A 17893-nucleotide genomic window follows, 5' to 3' on the forward strand; every position below is an offset into this window, starting at 1 on the left:
GCCTCCCAGGCGTTACCTGGCACCCTGCCCAATGGAGCCCGGACTTTCCTCCATCTTATCTTGCGATAAAACAGCGACTGCTCAGCCGACTCTTTCAGCGTGTAGTGTATCACATATCCGCAGCAATGCGACATCCGGCGACTATATTAATAAGCAAAATTCAGACCAAAATTATACCCCAATTAGCATTAACGAAAAAACTAAGCATCTTTTGCTTTTTCCAGCTCTAAGGCTGCCTGGTATAACAGTTTCTTCCTGACTCCGGTAATTTCTACAGCCAGGGCAACCGCCGTTTTAATAGAGCACTCAGTCAATAAAACACTCAATACTTTTTCTTGTTCCGGCGTAATAATCGGCTCTTTTTTATCGATAGTGGCGCCATCGACAATAACCACAAACTCGCCTTTTCTCATATTGGCGTCTTGCTCAACCAACTTAAGCGCTTCGCCCAAAGTGGTTTTCACAATAGTTTCATGCAACTTGGTCAATTCCCTGGCAATAACGATCTGCCGGTCCAATGGCAAGACCTCCGCCATATCCTGCAATGAAGCCTGAACCCGATGACTGGACTCATAAAATGCCCAGGTTATTGGGCGCATTAATCTTTCGCTAAAAAAGGCTAAGCGCGCCGATGACGTTCTCGGCGAAAAACCTTCAAATACAAACTGCGTGATCGGCAACCCCGACGCGGACAATGCGGCGATCAGCGCGCATGCACCCGGCACCGGCACAACATCGACCCCGGCGTCTTTCAACATTTTCACTAGCGGCATGCCCGGATCACTTAACAGAGGCGTTCCTGCATCGGAAACCAGCGCAATGGACAAGCCCTCGCGAAGCTTTTCCAGCAACCCTGCCGAGGCTTTATCTTCATTATGTTGATGCAACGAGATCAGCTTATTGCTAATGCCGTAATGCTGTAGCAGCATTTTCACATGCCGGGTATCTTCGGCAGCAATCAGATCGACCTGTTTTAATATTTCAATCGCCCTGAACGTAATATCTGCTAAATTACCTATCGGAGTAGCAACAACGTATAATTTGCCGCATTCACTTGACATTCGATAAACTCACTTGAAACCTCTAAAAAAATGCAACCCAAATATAAGCCGCCATTATTATATGCCCTGCTTCCCGGCCTATTGCTTTTTTCCGGTTGCGCAACTACAGTCGCTACAGATACTGGAGATAGGGCAACACAGGAGCAGGAAGCACTGGTAACGCAACCCCTAATTAGGAACGACCAGCCGGGGCGAATGGTTGAATTATACCAGCATCCCACAACCTCATCGTCTGAAGAACAAAACCGGCAACGCTTAGAGGCCATCGAATCCTTAATTCTGGCTGGCGATGGCAATACCGCCAAACAGGATGCCGACGCCATTAGCCCTGCCGAGCTATCACCCGAGCAGCGCCCCTGGCTAAACCTTCTTTATGCCCAACTCCTGCTCAGCTTTGGCGAGGCGGAACAGGCCATCGAAAGCATGGCGCTGATTCAGCCGCAGCAGCTCAGCCCGGACAACAAGATCAAGTACTTCCAATCGCAAGCCTTCGCCTACTCATTAACAGGCAACCTGCTAGATAGCGTCAAATCCAGGATCGAACTGCACCAGTTACTAACGTCTCCCAGCGACCTAGAAAGAAATCAGGCCGCCATCCTTGAAACATTAAGCCTGCTGCCTCACGCCGCCTTACAGACCAATCAAACGGACACCTTAGCGGGCTGGATGTCCTTAAGCAACATGTTAAGAAATATAAACCAGCCTGATTTTAATACTCAGCTAAGCCAATGGCATGCAGCCTTTCCGACGCATCCTGCCAACTTGAGTTTCTTGGATAACCCTCAGGGCGTGCCGGAAAGTGCACTCTCGCAACTCAAATCAATCGCACTGCTGCTGCCCGACTCAGGAACTTTCGCTCAAGCCGGTAAAGCTATCCGTGCAGGGTTTATGGCAGCCTACAATCATGCAGACAGTAATTCCAAGCCCACCATTCATTTTTACGACAGCGCACAATCGGCCCCAGCAGCCTTATACAATCAGGCTGTCACAGAAGGCGCCCAGTTGGTCATCGGCCCGCTAGCTAAGGAGCAGATCCAAAGCTTGGCCGATACTGTCACCTTTAATATACCCGTGTTGGCGTTAAATCATATTCCAGGACTGCAAAAAAACCAGCTCTACCAGTTTAGCCTTAGTCCGCTCGATGATGCCGAACAAATCACCCATAAAGCCCGGTCGGACGGCCACCAAAAAGCGCTGCTATTGATTCCTGAAAATGCGCCGGGTAAACGCATTGCCAATTACTTGACGGAAGACTGGCAAAACCAGGAGGGCACTATTCTTGAAACGCAGACCTATAACCCGAAAGGCACCGACTTTTCATCCCCCATTCAAAAGCTGCTCAATCTGGATGAAAGCGAACAACGTTACAATAAAATCCTTACCCTGGTGCCAGGCGTAAAATATACGCCGCGAAGACGGCAGGACGCTGACGCCATATTGCTAAGCGCCTATAGCTCAGAAGCGCGCGCCATCAATCCCCAGCTCCAGTTTTACCAAGCGGGCGACCTTCCCGTTTACGCAATGCCTACCGTTTATACGGGACAAGTCAACCTGTCGCAGGATGCCGACCTTAATAAAATAACTTTTTGCGATACCCCCTGGCTATTCAACAATGCCTATCAGGGTGAACTTAATATGGATGCGCTGCAAGAAACCTGGAAGCAATTCCCCAACGCTTATCTGCGCCTGATTGCGATGGGTATTGACGCCTACAATCTGGCCACACGCCTGAGCAATCTGGAAATAGACTCTTATCCCGGCGCTACCGGAAATCTATCGCTGACCGACGACCAACGCATCAAACGCAAACTGATATGCGCCAAATTCATCGACGGACACCCTGAAGTAAGCGATTTTGCGACTGAAAATTCACCCAACCATGCTGTTTACTAAGCTCAAGACCAAAGCGGCCCATTTGATTCGCGGCGAAAGCGCCGAAGAACAAGCTCACAACTTCCTGATCGGCAAGGGACTCAAACCGGTATGCCGGAATTTTCGCTGCAAACAGGGTGAGCTGGACTTAATAATGATCGACCGGCAAACGCTGGTTATTATCGAAGTTCGGTTTCGAAAAACCGACAAATACGGCAGCGCCGTTGAGAGCATCACCCGCGCCAAACAATCCCGCATCATAGCGGCAACGCATGTTTACCTTGCTTCTCAAAAAACCGACAGACCCATTCGCTTTGACGTGATCGCCATGTCCGGCAACGGCCGCATGGACTGGATACAAAATGCATTTTAAATCATGACCGGCGACGTTCGACCAACACATCGCCGTTTTTGTCGCGCTTAATTTCAACCGGCAAAACCGCTTTTAAAGCAGCCAGGAAACGCTCAAGATCATTGCTATCGAAAACCCCCTCCAAGCGTCAAACTGTTCAGAGACGGATCGACAAGACGCACCTGCACGGGATGATAACGCTCCAGTTCCTTAACCACTTCCGACAACAGCGTATTGCGAAAAATCAGCTTACGGTTTCGCCAAACCGCAAAGGTTTTGACATCCGCGGCTACAGGTTCGGACGGGGAGTCGCTATTTTTGCGAAAGTTTTTATGGGCATCCCTGCCCAACAAGCGGCAAAAACTACGCGACCGCTAATGCCTGCGGCTGCCCCAGCCGTCCTGCTTCTTTCGTTGAACACCCTGCAAGGGGTATCCAACATCATTCTCGCAATGACTCGACGCGATGCCGGAAAGCCTGCATTTTCACTGCGCAAAAAGCGCTTTGTGAAAACACATGTGCTATCGCTTCTGGGGACTACTCGACTCCTGTCTCGCAACAGTCGAGCGGATTGTGCTATAAAGCTTTCTCGCGCCTTTAGGGCTTTTCGTGGACAGCGCGCAACATCCGTCAAAAAGTTTCGCAGGCTCGGATGATAGCCTTTATAATCTTTCGCTATGAGCCTACAAAATCGCATAATTAACCACTTCAATAGCAGCATCCAAACCCAGCAGGATACGATGAACAGCCTCGGCGAACTCATTGAGTTTGCCTCGCAACGATTGGTCGCAACCCTGCTTAATGACAAGAAAATAATCACCTGCGGCAACGGCCGCTCGGCCGCCATTGCCCAGTTCCTGTCATCGGCAATGCTTAACCAGTACGAGCGCGACCGACCTTCCTTACCCGCCATTGCTTTAACCACCGACACAACCACCATCACCGCGATAGCCAATGACTATCATTTTGAAGATATCTTCGCCAAGCAGCTCAGGGCCCTGGGACAAAGCGGCGACATATTGGTCGCTTACACCGATGGCCATAATTCGGCCAATATCGCCAAAGCCATTGCCACGGCACACGACAAAGACATCACTGTGATCGCCCTGACCGGCAATAATGGCGGCATGATTGCGCCGCTGCTCAATGAGATCGATATAGAAATCCGGGTACCGTCGGATGCCAGCGCTCACATTCAGGAAGTGCACACATTAGTCACCCATTGCTTGTGCGATTTGATCGACCATCAATTATTTGGCGGCTGATTCATGAAGAAATTTTTATTACTGCTGCTGGTGCACAGCCTTCTTATTTCAGGCTGTTCGACGCTTGCGACGGGCGGAGCGGAAATAACCGGACTTTCATTATTAAATGACCGCCGCACTCGTGATGCTATTTTGGCAGACGAAGCTATCGAAACTAATGCCAGCGCCAAGCTGAATGCCTATTACGACTTGCGTGACAAATGCCATTTCAATATCACCGCCTACAACGGCGCGGTGCTGGTCACCGGCGAGACGCCCAAGGAAGAATACCGCGACCGGATTATCGGCATTGTTCGCGTTATCCCCAATGTAAAACTGGTGCACAATAAGCTGGTTATCGCCTCGCCCAGCCCTTTTAATTTCCGTGCCAATGACGCACTGATTACCGGCAAAGTAAAAACAGCGCTTACCCAAATACCGGAGTTCGACGCTTCCTGGGTAAAAGTCATTACTGAACAAAGGACGGTTTACCTGATGGGGCTGGTATATAGAAACGAAGGCGCGGCTGCCATTGAAGCCGCCAGACAACAATCCGATATCAAACAAATCACTACGGTTTTTGAATACCTTGACTAATATTGCCCCCTTACCTGCCGATTTCCTAAACTTGCTGACTGAGATTTTCTCTCGCGACACCATTTTAACCGCGCCTGAAGACTGCTGGACTTACGGCTATGACAACAGCCGCCGCCATGTACTGCCTCAAGCCGTGGTTTTTCCGACCGCGCATGAACAAGTCGTCGACGTCGTTAACACCTGCAACCGCTTCCAAGTTGCACTGACCGTCAGGGGTCGTGGCACCGGCACCACCGGCGCGACCACGCCGCTTAAAGGCGGCCTGATCGTATCGCTGGAACGCATGAACAAGCTGGTCGAATTTTCTCCCGACAATCGCTACATCATTGTCGAACCGGGCATGACCAACCAGCAGGTGCAGGACATCGTCAAAGAGAAAGGCTTTTTCTGGCCGCCCGACCCGACCAGTGCCGCCTTCTGTAGCGTCGGCGGCAATCTGGCCTATAACTCCGCAGGACCCAGGGCAGTAAAATACGGCACGCCCCGCGAAAACACGCTGGGTCTGCGCGCGGTGACAGGCGCGGGCAAGGAAATCCGCGTCGGCGTTCATACCAGCAAAGGCGTGGTCGGCTATGACCTGACCCGGCTGATACTCGGCTCGGAAGGTACACTGGCGATCATTACCCAGGCGACATTAAAACTGACGCCATTGCCCGAAGCCACCAAAACGCTCAGGGCAATCTACAATTCCGTTTTTGATGCCGCCAAAGCGGTATCCGCGATCATGTCGCAGCCGGTCATTCCCTGTGCGCTGGAATTCATCGACGGCAATGCGATCAACATGATCCGGCAATATTCGGAATCCGATCTGCCCGAACATGCGGGCGCCATGCTCATGATCGAAGTCGACGGTCAACTGGAAGGCCTGGACAGAGCCGCTGAAAAAGTGGCCGCCGCTGCCAAAAATGATGGCCTTTTGGATATTAGATTGGCTCAAACCGACGCTGAAGTTAAAGCGCTCTGGCAAACCCGAAAAGCGCTGTCTCCGGCGCTGCGCAAAGTGGCGCCGAAAAAAATCAATGAAGATGTGGTGGTGCCGGTTACCGAAATACCGGCGTTAATTGGAGGACTGGGCGAGCTGTCAAAAAAATACGATTTGCCGATTATCAACTTCGGTCATGCGGGCAACGGCAATATCCATGTGAATTTGCTACTTGATCCTGACGAACCGGAGCAAGGCAAAAAAGCCCACGCTTGTCTGGATGAAATCTTTTCGTTGGTGTTAATGCTGAACGGCACACTGTCCGGCGAGCATGGCGTGGGCCTGGAAAAAAGGGATTTTGTCGACCGGGAACTGGATGCGAATTCTTTGGAACTGATGCGCAACATCAAGCGCCAATTCGATCCGAACGGCATCTTAAACCCGGATAAAATGTTTCCTTTGGTTTAAACTTCACCACCGAGAACACAGAGGACACGAAGAAATAAAACTCTGTGTGCTCCGCTCTGTGGTGAAATCATCATCCGTACAGCTCGCTACTGCCATCCATGTCGCCGGTCTGGCTGTACAGCAATGGCCGCCCCTGATTAAGCGTCGCCACAGCAAGCACTTTGCAAACGGCGATTTTGTGATCGCCGGCATCGGCATAATGACTCACCTGACAATCAAAATAAGCCAAACTTTCGGATAGGATGGGCGCGCCGGTTTCGGCTTGCTGCCATTGAAACCCTGCCATTTTATCTGGAGTGGACCGGCCAAAATGCTCCGCTACCGCGTATTGCCCCTGCCCCAAAACATTAATCGTACACACGCCGCTTTCCTGCAACAATTGATAGGAATAATGCTTGGGATTAATGCTGATCGCCAGCAATAATGGGTCGAAAGACACCTGCATCACCCAGGCCGCAGTGAAAGCATTTTGGCGCTCGGCTTTGCCGACGCCGATTACATAAACGCCGTGGCTGATCTGTTTGACCAGTGTTTCCGCATTCTCAATCATGTTAGTGAACCAGCTTGATGCGCATCGATAAATCGACAGCGCGGACATTCTTGGTCAGCGCACCTATCGAGATGTAATCGACGCCGGTTTCGGCAACTACCCTGATATTGTCCAGGCCGATATTGCCGGACGCTTCCAGCTCTATGCCGGTATTCAATTTGACCGCCGCGACCATGTCTTCATAGCTGAAATTGTCGAGCATGATCCGGTCTGGCCTTGCCGCGACAGCCTCCAGAAACTCCTGCATCGATTCGACCTCCACTTCTACAGGAACCGAAGTTAACTCTCGCGCGGCCCGGATAGCCTGAGCTATGGAACCTGCCGCAGTGATATGGTTTTCCTTGATCAAGACTCCGTCATATAAACCGATTCGATGGTTATAACAGCCGCCGCAGGCTACCGCATATTTTTGCGCGTTTCTAAGGCCCGGGATGGTTTTGCGGGTATCCAACACTTTACAGCGAGTACCGGAAACCGCATCGGCATATTGCCTGGCAACGGTTGCCGTAGCCGACAAGGTTTGCAGCAGATTCAGCGCGGTACGTTCGCCGGTCAGCAAGCCTCTGGCCGAACCGCTGAGCTTGCATAACAGCGTATTTTTGCCGACTGCCTTACCTTCCGCCGCCAGCCAGTTGATATTAACGTTTGCATCCAGGGATTTAAAGACCGCATCAAACCAGGGTTGGCCGCAAAGCACCATGTTTTCCCGCGTAACAACCTCGGCTTCAGCGGTCATGGATTCAGGAATGATGGCTGCGGTTATATCGCCGGAACCGATGTCTTCTTCGAGGAAGGGTTTTATTTCTGCCGTTCTTGATTGTTGTGTCATAAACTCATTAATTCTGAAAGCACTCGTTCGGTGACTGTTTTTTGATCAATTTTAACAATAGCGGCCTGCCCTTTGCGCAGCTTTTTTGCAAAATCGGCCGCTTGCATTTCAACTATTTTTATTCCGTTTTTACTGACAAACAGCATCGCTTCCGTCCCTTTCCAAAGCAGCTTGCCCCATTTCTTTCCTGATTCCGTACTGAGTGCCACCCAGCTTCCCTCGGCAAGGCGTTCAGCCTGCTCCGTAAAGACATCCGCTATTGCTTCGGCATCTGTTTGCCCGCCCTTAGCTGATAGAGCACCATCTGCGACAATATCGCCAGCCGTCTTTTTTGCTTCTTTTTTATCCATCAAAATAATATGCCATATGGCAAGATCCTTAAAAAAACGCGACTGTGCAGACTTGTCGAACGAAATCTGTTTCAAGCCATTTCTTAATTCTGTAATCAATCCCGGCAACAGTTTTAATATCTGCTTTCTTTCTTTGTCATCTGCCGGCGGCATGACGCTTATAATCAGGTCATCCATAGCCTGCACTGATTTTTGCCACTGTTCCGGCTGCTCATCTTTGTCTGCATAAGCCGCCTGCAAGACATTCGCCCAAACATTACGTAAAAAATCGGTTATCGTGGCCGGCAGCGCTTTACCCATTATGCTGTTTTCAATCGTTATTAGGACTATTTTCCTGCTCGACTCCAATGCTTGTTTATTGATCATAAACTGCCTGGAGTTTTTTTCGACATCCTGAGTGCGCTGTTTTTGCTTGTTCAGATAATCCGAAAACTCACCCGCTTCTACCACCCAGCCGGAAAATTCGAATCCACTGCTCTTGGTCAGCTTTTTAACTGCGCTTTCGATACGCTCCTGAATTAACCGGTCATCATGCTCATCGGCATTTAAAAACATGCCGGCTGCAAACAAGTCGTCAAGCAACTGCCTAACAGGATTGTTTTCGCCTGTAAAAACACTGTATTTCCCCAAAGAGGCCGATGCCATCGGAATTTCCAACCGTAAAACAGTTTCTTTTATCGCGTCATCAAGCGCTTTATCCCGCTTTATTTCGTCAAAAATTAACGCGACCAAATCCAGCAGGTCTTCATCATGTTTGGCCAAGCTTTTGACGTCCACGCTAAAACTCAGTTTTTCCAATTTCGTGAGCACCTGCCATTTTAACGACTGCTTTTTTTCTCCCGATCCCGAATCATTACCGTCCAACTGAAGAACTTGCAAGGCATTTTGTATTTCAAAATGCTCGTAGAAGCTACTTCCGGTAGCTGAAATTGAATCGTAAATAGAAGGAAAATGAGCCAGCCGCCACAACTCCAGCTTTTTCTGCAACAACTCGAACGCCGCACTTGGCTGCTCAGCGTTTGTATAAGCCGGCTCAACCCTTTCCTTGATATCTTCCACTACATACAATTGCTTGGAATTGGCGATTTCGCATTCCTTGATCAGCTCACGATAAATCAATCCGAGCTGGTTAAAGACATGGGCGGCAAAGGCTTTATACAGCGCAATCCGGCCATTTGCATTCAATCTCAGCGGTTTAACGACTTCAACCAAGGCACGAACCAATCTTTCCGGAGACATCGGATTCTGACTGTTAGCAATAACTTGTTTGCCTTGCTGGGTTGCAAGATATTTGTTCAAGCCGCCCAGTTCTTGTTGAAATGCTTGCTCGCACAGGCGAATAATCGCTGTAATTGCATAGTTTTCTTTTACCGCATCATCACTAACTAGTGCGACTTTAGTAAAATCTAATTGCTCTTTCTGACTATTTACTGCGTTCTGATAATCGCCGTCAAAACTCTGGTTAACTTTGGATAAATAATTGTGTTCAATATCATCCCGAACTGCACGAAGATATTCCAGCGATTTTATGTAGTGTTCTTTAGTTATTTTCTCCCGGTTTTTGCCCAACTGTAAGCCGAATTCAACATCAATCCGCCTGCAGCAGTCATCGACCGATTGTTTAAAATGCTGAAAAAAAACCGTCTTAAGTTTACCTAAAAGCTCATCTCTATTGGACTCATCCAAGCCTGAATTTGTTTGCTGCCGGTTATTCATTGCGGTATATCTACTGTTATTAAAAGATAAATTAGTCATAGCCTAGTATCCCTATAGTGTTTTGACTAATAATAGAACTATTTATTTTGAATACTGTGCTTTGTTTCCGCTTTTACTTTTTAACTAGACCATGAAAATAAACCAGCACTGGTTAACCGATATTACCCGAACTCCTTCACCTAACTTTGATGACAGGCCCGATCCTGCGGATATCTCATTATTGGTTATTCACTGCATCAGCCTTCCGCCCGGCGAATTTGATAATCATCATATAGACCGGTTGTTTTGCAATCAGCTCAATCCTGCTGATCATCCTTATTTTCAAGAGATTCATCAACTTACCGTATCCGCACATTTACTGATTAAGCGCGATGGGGAATGTGTTCAATATGTGCCGTTCGACAAACGCGCGTGGCATGCGGGGAAGTCAACCTATGAAGACCGGGAACAGTGTAATGATTTTTCTATTGGCATAGAACTTGAGGGCACCGAATCGATCGACTATACCGACAGGCAATACCAACAACTGGCTACGATTACTCGTGCCTTGCTTGAAACTTACCCCAAGCTGTCGACGAAACGCATTACAGGGCATAGTGATATTGCGCCTGGACGAAAAACCGACCCAGGCGCATCTTTTGACTGGCAGAGGCTTGGAGAACTGTTGAAATAGCCTTATCCACAAATGACTTTTTCACCACGAAGGACACGAAGTTTATTTCTTCGTGTCCTTCGTGGTGAGAATCTTTTAAGTTTTGTTAAATAGGCTCTTTCGAATGCCCCAGACCAAATGACTCCAGCAGCATTAAAACCACACCCAAGGTAATAGCGGAGTCCGCGATATTAAAAGCGGGCCAGTGCCAGGACGCATAATAAACATCCAGAAAGTCGATCACATAGCCGTAAGCCAGCCGATCGATCAAATTGCCGACAGCACCGCCCAGAATCAACGCCAAGGCCACCGCCAACAAAGTCTCATGCTTTTTCAATCGAGTCAGCCAAACCGCAATGGCCGTACTGATCGCCACCGCCAATCCGGCAAAAAGCCAGCGCTGCCAACCACCGGCTTCGCTTAAGAAGCTGAAAGCCGCGCCGGTATTGTGCACATAAGTCAGCTTAAAAAACGGCATGATCTCAATGGATTCGTAAAGCTGCATACTGCCCGCTATCGCAAGCTTGCTGGCTTGATCCAGAATTACCGCCAGCAACGACAGCCATAACCATTTCAACATAACAAAACTACGCATAGTGTCTGTGTTCGCCTTCGCCCGCTACGTTCTCGACGCAACGGCCGCACAGTTCGGGATGCTCCGCCTGTTGCCCCACATCGGGCCGCTGGTGCCAGCAACGCACACATTTACCGTGCTCTGAAACGACGACGTTTAATTTAACGCCTTCAACTTCCGCCTGAATCGCTTGCTCAGGAGCATTTTGTTCAGCCATGACCGTGGCGTTGGAGGTAATGAATATAAATCGTAATTCATCCGACAACTGGCTTAAGGCACCAAAAAACTCGGCATTACAGAACAGTTCAAGTTCCGCATTCAGCGAGGAACCGATATCGCCCTTGGCTCGGCTTTTTTCCAGTTCTTTGCCGACAGCAGCGCGGACAGTCATGACTTTTTGCCAGAACTCGCGATTCAATGCCGCATTGTCATCCAGCTTGACCAGCCCCTGATACCAGGTTTCCAAAAACACCGATTCGCTACGTTGACCCGGCATGTATTGCCAGATTTCATCAGCAGTATAGCTGATGATCGGTGCCAGCCAACGTGTCAGCGCTTCCAGCACATGATACATAGCTGTTTGCGCCGAACGCCGCGCCAAGCCGTCGGCCTTTGCAGTGTATTGACGATCCTTGATGATATCCAGATAAAATCCGCCCAAATCGATCACGCAAAAATGATGCACTTTCTGGTAGATATGCTGGAACTGATACGTTTCGTAAGCGGTTTTGACTTCTTCCTGCAACGTGAATGCCCTGTCCATAACCCAGCGATCCAGAGCGAGCAAATCTTTAGTTTCAACCGCATGTTGCGCAGGGTCGAAATCATCCAGGTTGGACAATAAAAATCGCGCGGTATTTCTAAGACGCCTGTAGCCATCCGAAGTACGCCTTAAAATTTCATCCGACACAGACATTTCGCCGCGATAATCCGTCGACGCAACCCATAAGCGCAACACATCCGCGCCCAGGTCCTTCATGACCGATTGCGGGGCAACCACATTGCCTTTTGACTTGGACATTTTTTTGCCGTCGGCATCGACGGTAAACCCGTGCGTCAACACCGCCTTGTAAGGCGCAACTTCATTCATTGCAACCGAGGCCAGCAATGATGACTGGAACCAGCCGCGATGCTGGTCGGAGCCTTCCAGATACAAATCGGCCGGAAAATGCAGCTGTTCGCGCTTTTCCAAGACGCAGGCATGGGTCACGCCGGAATCGAACCAGACATCCAGGGTATCGGTCATTTTTTCGTAATGCTCGGCTTCATCGCCTAATAATTCAGCTGCGTCCAGCTCAAACCAGGCTTCTATGCCTTGTTGTTCGATGCGCTGGGCCACTTGCTCGACCAATTCGGCCGTGTGCGGATGCAATTCGCCGGTTTCTTTGTGGACAAAGAACGTGATCGGTACGCCCCAAGTGCGCTGACGGGAGATGCACCAATCAGGTCGGCCTTCCATCATGCTTTCGATGCGCGCTTGGCCCCATTCGGGAATCCAGGCGACACGCTTGACTTCACTCAGCGCCTGCTCGCGCAGTTTATTTTTATCCATCGAGATGAACCACTGCGGCGTGGCCCGGAAAATAATCGGGGTTTTATGCCGCCAGCAATGCGGATAGCTGTGCAGTATTGCGACGTGATGCAGTAGTTTGCCTTGCTGCTCAAGCACTTCCAATACATGGTCATTGGCGCTGAACACATGTTCACCGGCAAAGATTTCTGTGTTCGGCAGAAAAACGCCGTCATTGCCGACCGGATTATCAACCGGCAAGCCGTATTTCAGGCCGACCACATAATCGTCCTGGCCATGTCCCGGCGCCGTATGCACCGCACCGGTACCGGCCTCGGTGGTAACATGGTCGCCCAAAATGATCGGCACTTGCCGATCATAAAAAGGGTGTTGCAACAACTGACGCTCCAGCGCCGCGCCTTTGCAGTAGGCAATCACATGATAGTTCTCAATGTCGTAACGCAACATCGCATCTTTAAGCAGGGCTTCCGCAACGACCAGACGCTCTTTGTTGCCGTCTTTTTCGCATTGCACTACGGCGTATTCAAGATCGGGATTTAATGCAACGCCTTGGTTTGCCGGCAAAGTCCACGGCGTGGTCGTCCAGATGACGACCGACAACGGCCCGGAACCATCATGCTCAGGCACATGATGGCAATGGCTCAAAAATCCGGCTTCATCAACGACCTGAAAACGCACATCGACCGCAGGCGAGTGCTTATCTTCATACTCAACTTCCGCTTCAGCCAGCGCCGAGCCGCAATCAGTGCACCAATGCACGGGCTTGGCGCCTTTTGCTATATGGCCATTCTGGTTGATTTTACCCAATGAACGCACGATGTCTGCTTCAAACGCAAAATCCATCGTTAAGTACGGATGCTCCCAGTCGCCTAAAATGCCCAGCCGAATAAAGGCCTCTTTTTGTATATTGACTTGTTTTCCGGCATATTCGCGGCAAGCTTTGCGAAAAACGGCGGGGGAAACTTTAACCCCGGCTTTACCGATTTTCTTCTCTACCTGTAATTCAATCGGCAAGCCGTGACAATCCCAGCCCGGCACATAAGGCGCATCGAAACCGCTTAACGATTTGGATTTAATGATAAAGTCTTTTAACACCTTATTAACCGCATGGCCGATATGAATTTCGCCATTGGCATACGGAGGGCCGTCGTGCAGGATAAACTTGGGCCTTCCAGCGAATTCCTGCCTGATTTTCTTATACAGGTCCGCTTCGTTCCATTTTTTCAATCGCTCCGGCTCACGCTGAGCCAGATTGCCCTTCATTGGAAATGCAGTGTTGGGTAAATTCAGTGTTTTTTTATAATCCATCGTCATAACAATTAAACTCGGCAAAAATCTCTATCACCAGGGATGGCGCATATACCGCTAGCCAGTCAGGAACCTGCGCGGCGATCACCAGGAAGGTATGTGTTGCAATCGTGCCGGGAGCAAAGCGCAGCTTTGGCCTCAGCCACATCTTTTACAATCTGAGCTTTAAGCTCATCTAATGACTGAAAACGCATTTCATCCCTGATCTTTTGTTTGAAATGTACTTCCACATAACGCCCGTAAATTTCTTTATCAAAATCAAATAAGTGCGCTTCCAATATAACCTTTGAACTACCATCAACTGTAGGCCGGGTGCCTACATTCGCAACGCCTTCAATCTCGCGACCGTCAATACCGGTCATAGTCACAGCAAACACGCCATTAACCGGGGTATTTCTTCTAAACATCTGTATATTGGCGGTGGGATAGCCGATGGTTCTTCCGCGTTTATCGCCATGCGCCACACGTCCGCAAACAGAATAGCAGCAACCCAGCATTTTTTCAGCCAGAGCCAAATCACCGCTGCCCAATGCATCCCTGATCAAGGTGCTGCTGACCCGAAGCCCGTCTATTTGGTAAGACCCGGTGTCTTCAACATCAAAACCGAATAGCTTGCCCTTGTCCTTGAGCATCGCAAAATTGCCGCGCCTAGCCTTACCAAAATGAAAATCATCACCAACTACCAGATGCTTTATATTTAATTTCTTTACTAAAACATCCTCAATAAACTGCTCAGCATCATAGTCGGCAAGGTATTGATTAAATCGCACTATCAATAAATCATCAACGGGCAATCTACAAAACCGGAGCACTTTTTCGCGCAGGCGCATCAGCCGTGACGGCGCATTTTCTCCCAGAAAATACTCCAGCGGCTGAGGCTCAAAAGTCATGGCAACAACAGGTATCGTTAGTGCCTTGCCTCGCTCAGCCAGCTTTTCTATCACCGCTTTATGCCCTAAATGCAAGCCGTCAAAATTTCCAATCGTCAATACACAACCGTCGACTAACGGTTCTAAGTGAGATAATCCCCTAATTAGACGCATGAATGTGATGAATTAAAAAACCTTTATTCTACCATGTGCACGCATGACTTGGTTCCAAATCATGATCACTGAATACTACACTCAAAAAAAAAGCCCGGTGGAAATCCCACCGGGCTTTTTATTCTCAAATCAGAGATGATTTATTTCATCATTGATTTTTTGAACATGCTGTCCAATTTGCTGTTTGTGTCTTGAGCGTATTGAGCTGCACGGTTAGCAGCAGCTTCAGCAGAAGCAGCTTGTGAAGAAGCAGAATCAGCAGCGCTTTTTGCACTAGCAGCGTCAGCAGATGCTTGTGCTACAGAAGTTTTCAAGCCGTCAACTTGTGATTGTAAGTTTTCAACATCTGAAGTGCTTGCACAACCAACAACCAAGCTAGCAACCAGAGCAACCATTGATAATTTCATTACTTTTTTCATATTATTTTTCCTTCTTAAAGTGATTACAACAAAAAACGCTTACTAGCTTTAATTCTGCACTGTTTTTAAATTATTTTCCAGTTTTATTTTATTCTTACTACCATCCCTTTATCCAGCCAATGACTTAAATGATCAATCTGGCCGTTAGTTAGCGCGATACAGCCATGTGTCCAGTTCATCGATTTATGAATTTTTTCATCCGCTCTTCCTAGGCCATGAATGCCGATTCGCCCCCCTAAAGGTGTATTTTGCGGCGGCACTTGATGGAAGCGATGAGCATTTATAATGCTGTTATAGGCTACCTGATTAATAACGCCTTCTTGCAAAGCCTTTTGGGCATCCTCTGCGGAGGGATAAGTTAAACCGAAAAATTTTCGAAAAGAACTGCTCTGGCCGACCCAACCTATCCTGTAATCTCCATAAGGCGTAACGTTATCACCCTGATGGCTTTTAAATCCGGCACCGCCCCGACCAATAGCAATATCATTTATGGTCTCAAGCGTCTGCTGGCCTTTTTTTACTTCAATGGTGAGCGCTTTCGTGTCAACTAAAAGCCAAACATCATCATCCGCGGCTACGGAAAGAGAAAACAAACTACAACACAGCAATAAATATATTCGCGGCATAAATGATCTACAATAGATTAAGAATTTTGGTGTACGTTAGTTATTAAGTTAATTATTGAAAGGATCCCGCATGCAAATAGAAACCATCACAACGCATCCATACCACGACCAAAACCCGGGCACATCAGGGCTCAGAAAAAAAGTTAAAGTATTTCAACAATCCGGTTATTTGGAAAATTTTGTTCAGTCAATTTTCGATTCTTTGCATGACTTTACCGGAAAAACGCTGGTACTGGGCGGGGACGGCCGGTATTTTAATAGACCGGCCATACAAACCATTATCAAAATGGCCGCAGCCAACGGTTTCGGTGAACTTATTATAGGTCAAGGTGGGCTGTTGTCTACCCCGGCGGCATCACATATCATAAGAAAAAATAATGCCTTCGGCGGCCTGATCCTTTCCGCCAGCCACAATCCCGGCGGGCCTGACGAAGATTTCGGTATTAAATACAATGTCGGCAATGGCGGACCTGCCCCAGAAAAGTACACCAACGCGTTTTATCAGCGCAGCCTTACCATCGACAGTTACAAAATAGCCCAAATCGAAGATATAGACCTGGATCGCATCGGCACTCAACAAATAGACGGCCTCACCATCACTATCATCGATCCGGTCACTGATTATGCGGAGCTGATGCAGTCGATTTTCGACTTCAACTTACTCAAGCAAAGCATCAGCTCTGGTTACATCTCGCTGCTTTTCGATGCGATGCATGCCATTACCGGCCCTTATGCAAAAAGAATATTGGTAGATATGTTGGGCGCTACGCCGGATTCGATCATCAATGCCGAACCGTTGGAAGATTTCGGCGGCCATCACCCCGACCCCAATTTAGCACATGCCCAGGAACTTGCCGAACGCATGTTCAGCCCGGCAGCCCCGGTTTTTGGCGCAGCATCCGACGGCGACGGCGACCGCAACATGATCACCGGCAGCAACTTTTTCGTAACGCCTAGCGACAGCCTGGCCATTATGGCAGCCAACGCGCATTTAATTCCGGCTTATGCCCAAGGCTTACGCGGCGTGGCTCGTTCCATGCCCACCAGCCAGGCGGTTGACCGGGTTGCAGTTCGCTACAACATTCCCTGCTACGAAACGCCGACCGGCTGGAAATTTTTCGGCAATCTTCTCGATGCTGGCAAAATCACCTTATGCGGGGAAGAAAGTTTCGGTACCGGCTCGGATCATGTCCGCGAAAAAGACGGTTTATGGGCGGTGCTGTTTTGGCTGAACTTAATCGCCAGAAAACGCCAGTCTGTTGCGGATATTGTGCATGAACACTGGCAAAAATTCGGCCGGGATATATATTGCCGGCATGACTACGAAGCCGTGGATATGGATATTGCCAACGGTATTGTCGAGCACCTGCGTAGCCTGTTACCAACATTGCAGGGGCAAACTTTCGGCGAATATACGGTTAAATATGCCGATGAATTCAGTTACGAAGACTCAGTCGACGGCAGCGTCAGCAGCAACCAAGGCATACGCATCGGCTTTGAGAACGGTTCTCGCATAATTTTCCGTTTATCCGGAACCGGAACCGTCGGAGCAACCTTAAGGATTTACCTGGAGCGCTTTGAGGCGGATGCCTCCAAACATGATCAGGATGCCCAAGCAGCCTTAGCTGAGTTGATCGACCTTGCCGAACAGTTTTGTGAAGTTAAAAAACGTACGGGCAGGATTGAGCCTAACGTGACCACTTAATGATCTGATATGAATATTCACCACGAAGACACGAAGGACACGAAGTTTTTATCTAAACTTTTTCTTCGCATCTT

At 48.9% G+C, this 17893-nt stretch carries 17 protein-coding genes; 7 read left to right on the forward strand and 10 right to left on the reverse strand.

What is annotated here, in order from left to right:
* Nucleotides 1–200: 200 nt before the first annotated feature.
* On the reverse strand, nt 201–1061 hold the full coding sequence (rsmI, locus tag M0R47_RS11025) for a 16S rRNA (cytidine(1402)-2'-O)-methyltransferase (protein WP_292554434.1): 861 nt from the start codon (nt 1059–1061) through the stop codon (nt 201–203).
* A gap of 30 nt (nt 1062–1091) precedes the next feature.
* On the opposite strand from rsmI, the gene M0R47_RS11030 reads away from it, so the two are divergent.
* Entirely contained in the window at nt 1092–2954 is a 1863-nt protein-coding gene (locus tag M0R47_RS11030) for a penicillin-binding protein activator (RefSeq protein WP_292554437.1), read from the forward strand.
* On the forward strand, nt 2941–3306 hold the full coding sequence (locus tag M0R47_RS11035) for a YraN family protein (RefSeq protein WP_292554439.1): 366 nt from the start codon (nt 2941–2943) through the stop codon (nt 3304–3306). The genes M0R47_RS11030 and M0R47_RS11035 overlap by 14 nt, the downstream gene beginning before the upstream one ends.
* Nucleotides 3307–3410: 104 nt before the next feature.
* Here M0R47_RS11035 and M0R47_RS21925 read toward each other — a convergent pair whose 3' ends face one another.
* Nucleotides 3411–3503 (reverse strand): hypothetical protein, encoded by a 93-nt coding sequence (locus M0R47_RS21925; RefSeq protein ID WP_366513201.1) that lies wholly within the window; start codon nt 3501–3503, stop codon nt 3411–3413.
* A gap of 459 nt (nt 3504–3962) precedes the next feature.
* Here M0R47_RS21925 and M0R47_RS11040 point away from each other — a divergent pair, with 459 nt between their 5' ends.
* The 3 genes from M0R47_RS11040 to M0R47_RS11050 are packed head-to-tail and all read left to right on the forward strand — an operon-like array spanning nt 3963 to nt 6516.
* Entirely contained in the window at nt 3963–4550 is a 588-nt protein-coding gene (locus tag M0R47_RS11040; RefSeq protein WP_292554442.1) for an SIS domain-containing protein, read from the forward strand.
* A 3-nt stretch (nt 4551–4553) separates the two neighbouring features.
* Nucleotides 4554–5126, forward strand: a complete 573-nt coding sequence (locus M0R47_RS11045) for a BON domain-containing protein (protein ID WP_292554444.1) — start codon at nt 4554–4556, stop codon at nt 5124–5126.
* On the forward strand, nt 5119–6516 hold the full coding sequence (locus M0R47_RS11050; RefSeq protein WP_292554446.1) for an FAD-linked oxidase C-terminal domain-containing protein: 1398 nt from the start codon (nt 5119–5121) through the stop codon (nt 6514–6516). Before M0R47_RS11045 ends, M0R47_RS11050 begins: the two co-directional genes overlap by 8 nt.
* A gap of 70 nt (nt 6517–6586) precedes the next feature.
* Here M0R47_RS11050 and M0R47_RS11055 read toward each other — a convergent pair whose 3' ends face one another.
* The 3 genes from M0R47_RS11055 to M0R47_RS11065 are packed head-to-tail and all read right to left on the reverse strand — an operon-like array spanning nt 6587 to nt 10000.
* A complete protein-coding gene (locus M0R47_RS11055; protein WP_292554448.1) occupies nt 6587–7066 on the reverse strand; it encodes a flavin reductase family protein in 480 nt (159 codons plus the stop codon).
* 1 nt (nt 7067) lies between these two features.
* Nucleotides 7068–7895, reverse strand: a complete 828-nt coding sequence (gene nadC / locus M0R47_RS11060; RefSeq protein WP_292554451.1) for a carboxylating nicotinate-nucleotide diphosphorylase — start codon at nt 7893–7895, stop codon at nt 7068–7070.
* Entirely contained in the window at nt 7892–10000 is a 2109-nt protein-coding gene (locus M0R47_RS11065; RefSeq protein ID WP_292554454.1) for a DUF1631 family protein, read from the reverse strand. The genes nadC and M0R47_RS11065 overlap by 4 nt, the downstream gene beginning before the upstream one ends.
* 91 nt (nt 10001–10091) lie before the next feature.
* Here M0R47_RS11065 and ampD point away from each other — a divergent pair, with 91 nt between their 5' ends.
* A complete protein-coding gene (gene ampD, locus M0R47_RS11070) occupies nt 10092–10634 on the forward strand; it encodes a 1,6-anhydro-N-acetylmuramyl-L-alanine amidase AmpD (RefSeq protein WP_292554457.1) in 543 nt (180 codons plus the stop codon).
* 85 nt (nt 10635–10719) lie between these two features.
* Here ampD and lspA read toward each other — a convergent pair whose 3' ends face one another.
* From lspA to M0R47_RS11095, 5 genes are all read right to left on the reverse strand, one after another.
* On the reverse strand, nt 10720–11193 hold the full coding sequence (gene lspA, locus M0R47_RS11075; protein WP_292554552.1) for a signal peptidase II: 474 nt from the start codon (nt 11191–11193) through the stop codon (nt 10720–10722).
* 7 nt (nt 11194–11200) lie between these two features.
* Nucleotides 11201–14032 (reverse strand): isoleucine--tRNA ligase, encoded by a 2832-nt coding sequence (gene ileS / locus M0R47_RS11080; RefSeq protein WP_292554459.1) that lies wholly within the window; start codon nt 14030–14032, stop codon nt 11201–11203.
* A gap of 59 nt (nt 14033–14091) precedes the next feature.
* Entirely contained in the window at nt 14092–15069 is a 978-nt protein-coding gene (ribF, locus tag M0R47_RS11085; RefSeq protein ID WP_292554462.1) for a bifunctional riboflavin kinase/FAD synthetase, read from the reverse strand.
* A gap of 140 nt (nt 15070–15209) precedes the next feature.
* A complete protein-coding gene (locus M0R47_RS11090; RefSeq protein WP_292554465.1) occupies nt 15210–15488 on the reverse strand; it encodes an Lpp/OprI family alanine-zipper lipoprotein in 279 nt (92 codons plus the stop codon).
* An 83-nt stretch (nt 15489–15571) separates the two neighbouring features.
* Nucleotides 15572–16114, reverse strand: coding sequence for a L,D-transpeptidase (locus tag M0R47_RS11095; RefSeq protein WP_292554468.1), 543 nt, complete (start codon nt 16112–16114; stop codon nt 15572–15574).
* 70 nt (nt 16115–16184) lie between these two features.
* Between M0R47_RS11095 and M0R47_RS11100 the strand changes: the two genes are divergently transcribed.
* Nucleotides 16185–17819, forward strand: a complete 1635-nt coding sequence (locus tag M0R47_RS11100) for an alpha-D-glucose phosphate-specific phosphoglucomutase (protein ID WP_292554469.1) — start codon at nt 16185–16187, stop codon at nt 17817–17819.
* Nucleotides 17820–17893 lie beyond the last annotated feature (74 nt).

It is taken from the genome of Methylobacter sp., assembly GCF_023227905.1.
Taxonomy (GTDB): Bacteria; Pseudomonadota; Gammaproteobacteria; order Methylococcales; family Methylomonadaceae; genus Methylobacter_A.

Coding starts and splice junctions, on each gene's coding strand:
- rsmI (WP_292554434.1), bottom strand. CDS start 1,061: ATGTCAAGTGAATGCGGCAAATTATACGTTGTTGCTACTCCGATAGGT.
- M0R47_RS11030 (WP_292554437.1), top strand. CDS start 1,092: ATGCAACCCAAATATAAGCCGCCATTATTATATGCCCTGCTTCCCGGC.
- M0R47_RS11035 (WP_292554439.1), top strand. CDS start 2,941: ATGCTGTTTACTAAGCTCAAGACCAAAGCGGCCCATTTGATTCGCGGC.
- M0R47_RS11040 (WP_292554442.1), top strand. CDS start 3,963: ATGAGCCTACAAAATCGCATAATTAACCACTTCAATAGCAGCATCCAA.
- M0R47_RS11045 (WP_292554444.1), top strand. CDS start 4,554: ATGAAGAAATTTTTATTACTGCTGCTGGTGCACAGCCTTCTTATTTCA.
- M0R47_RS11055 (WP_292554448.1), bottom strand. CDS start 7,066: ATGATTGAGAATGCGGAAACACTGGTCAAACAGATCAGCCACGGCGTT.
- nadC (WP_292554451.1), bottom strand. CDS start 7,895: ATGACACAACAATCAAGAACGGCAGAAATAAAACCCTTCCTCGAAGAA.
- M0R47_RS11065 (WP_292554454.1), bottom strand. CDS start 10,000: ATGACTAATTTATCTTTTAATAACAGTAGATATACCGCAATGAATAAC.
- ampD (WP_292554457.1), top strand. CDS start 10,092: ATGAAAATAAACCAGCACTGGTTAACCGATATTACCCGAACTCCTTCA.
- lspA (WP_292554552.1), bottom strand. CDS start 11,193: ATGTTGAAATGGTTATGGCTGTCGTTGCTGGCGGTAATTCTGGATCAA.
- ileS (WP_292554459.1), bottom strand. CDS start 14,032: ATGACGATGGATTATAAAAAAACACTGAATTTACCCAACACTGCATTT.
- ribF (WP_292554462.1), bottom strand. CDS start 15,069: ATGCGTCTAATTAGGGGATTATCTCACTTAGAACCGTTAGTCGACGGT.
- M0R47_RS11090 (WP_292554465.1), bottom strand. CDS start 15,488: ATGAAAAAAGTAATGAAATTATCAATGGTTGCTCTGGTTGCTAGCTTG.
- M0R47_RS11095 (WP_292554468.1), bottom strand. CDS start 16,114: ATGCCGCGAATATATTTATTGCTGTGTTGTAGTTTGTTTTCTCTTTCC.
- M0R47_RS11100 (WP_292554469.1), top strand. CDS start 16,185: ATGCAAATAGAAACCATCACAACGCATCCATACCACGACCAAAACCCG.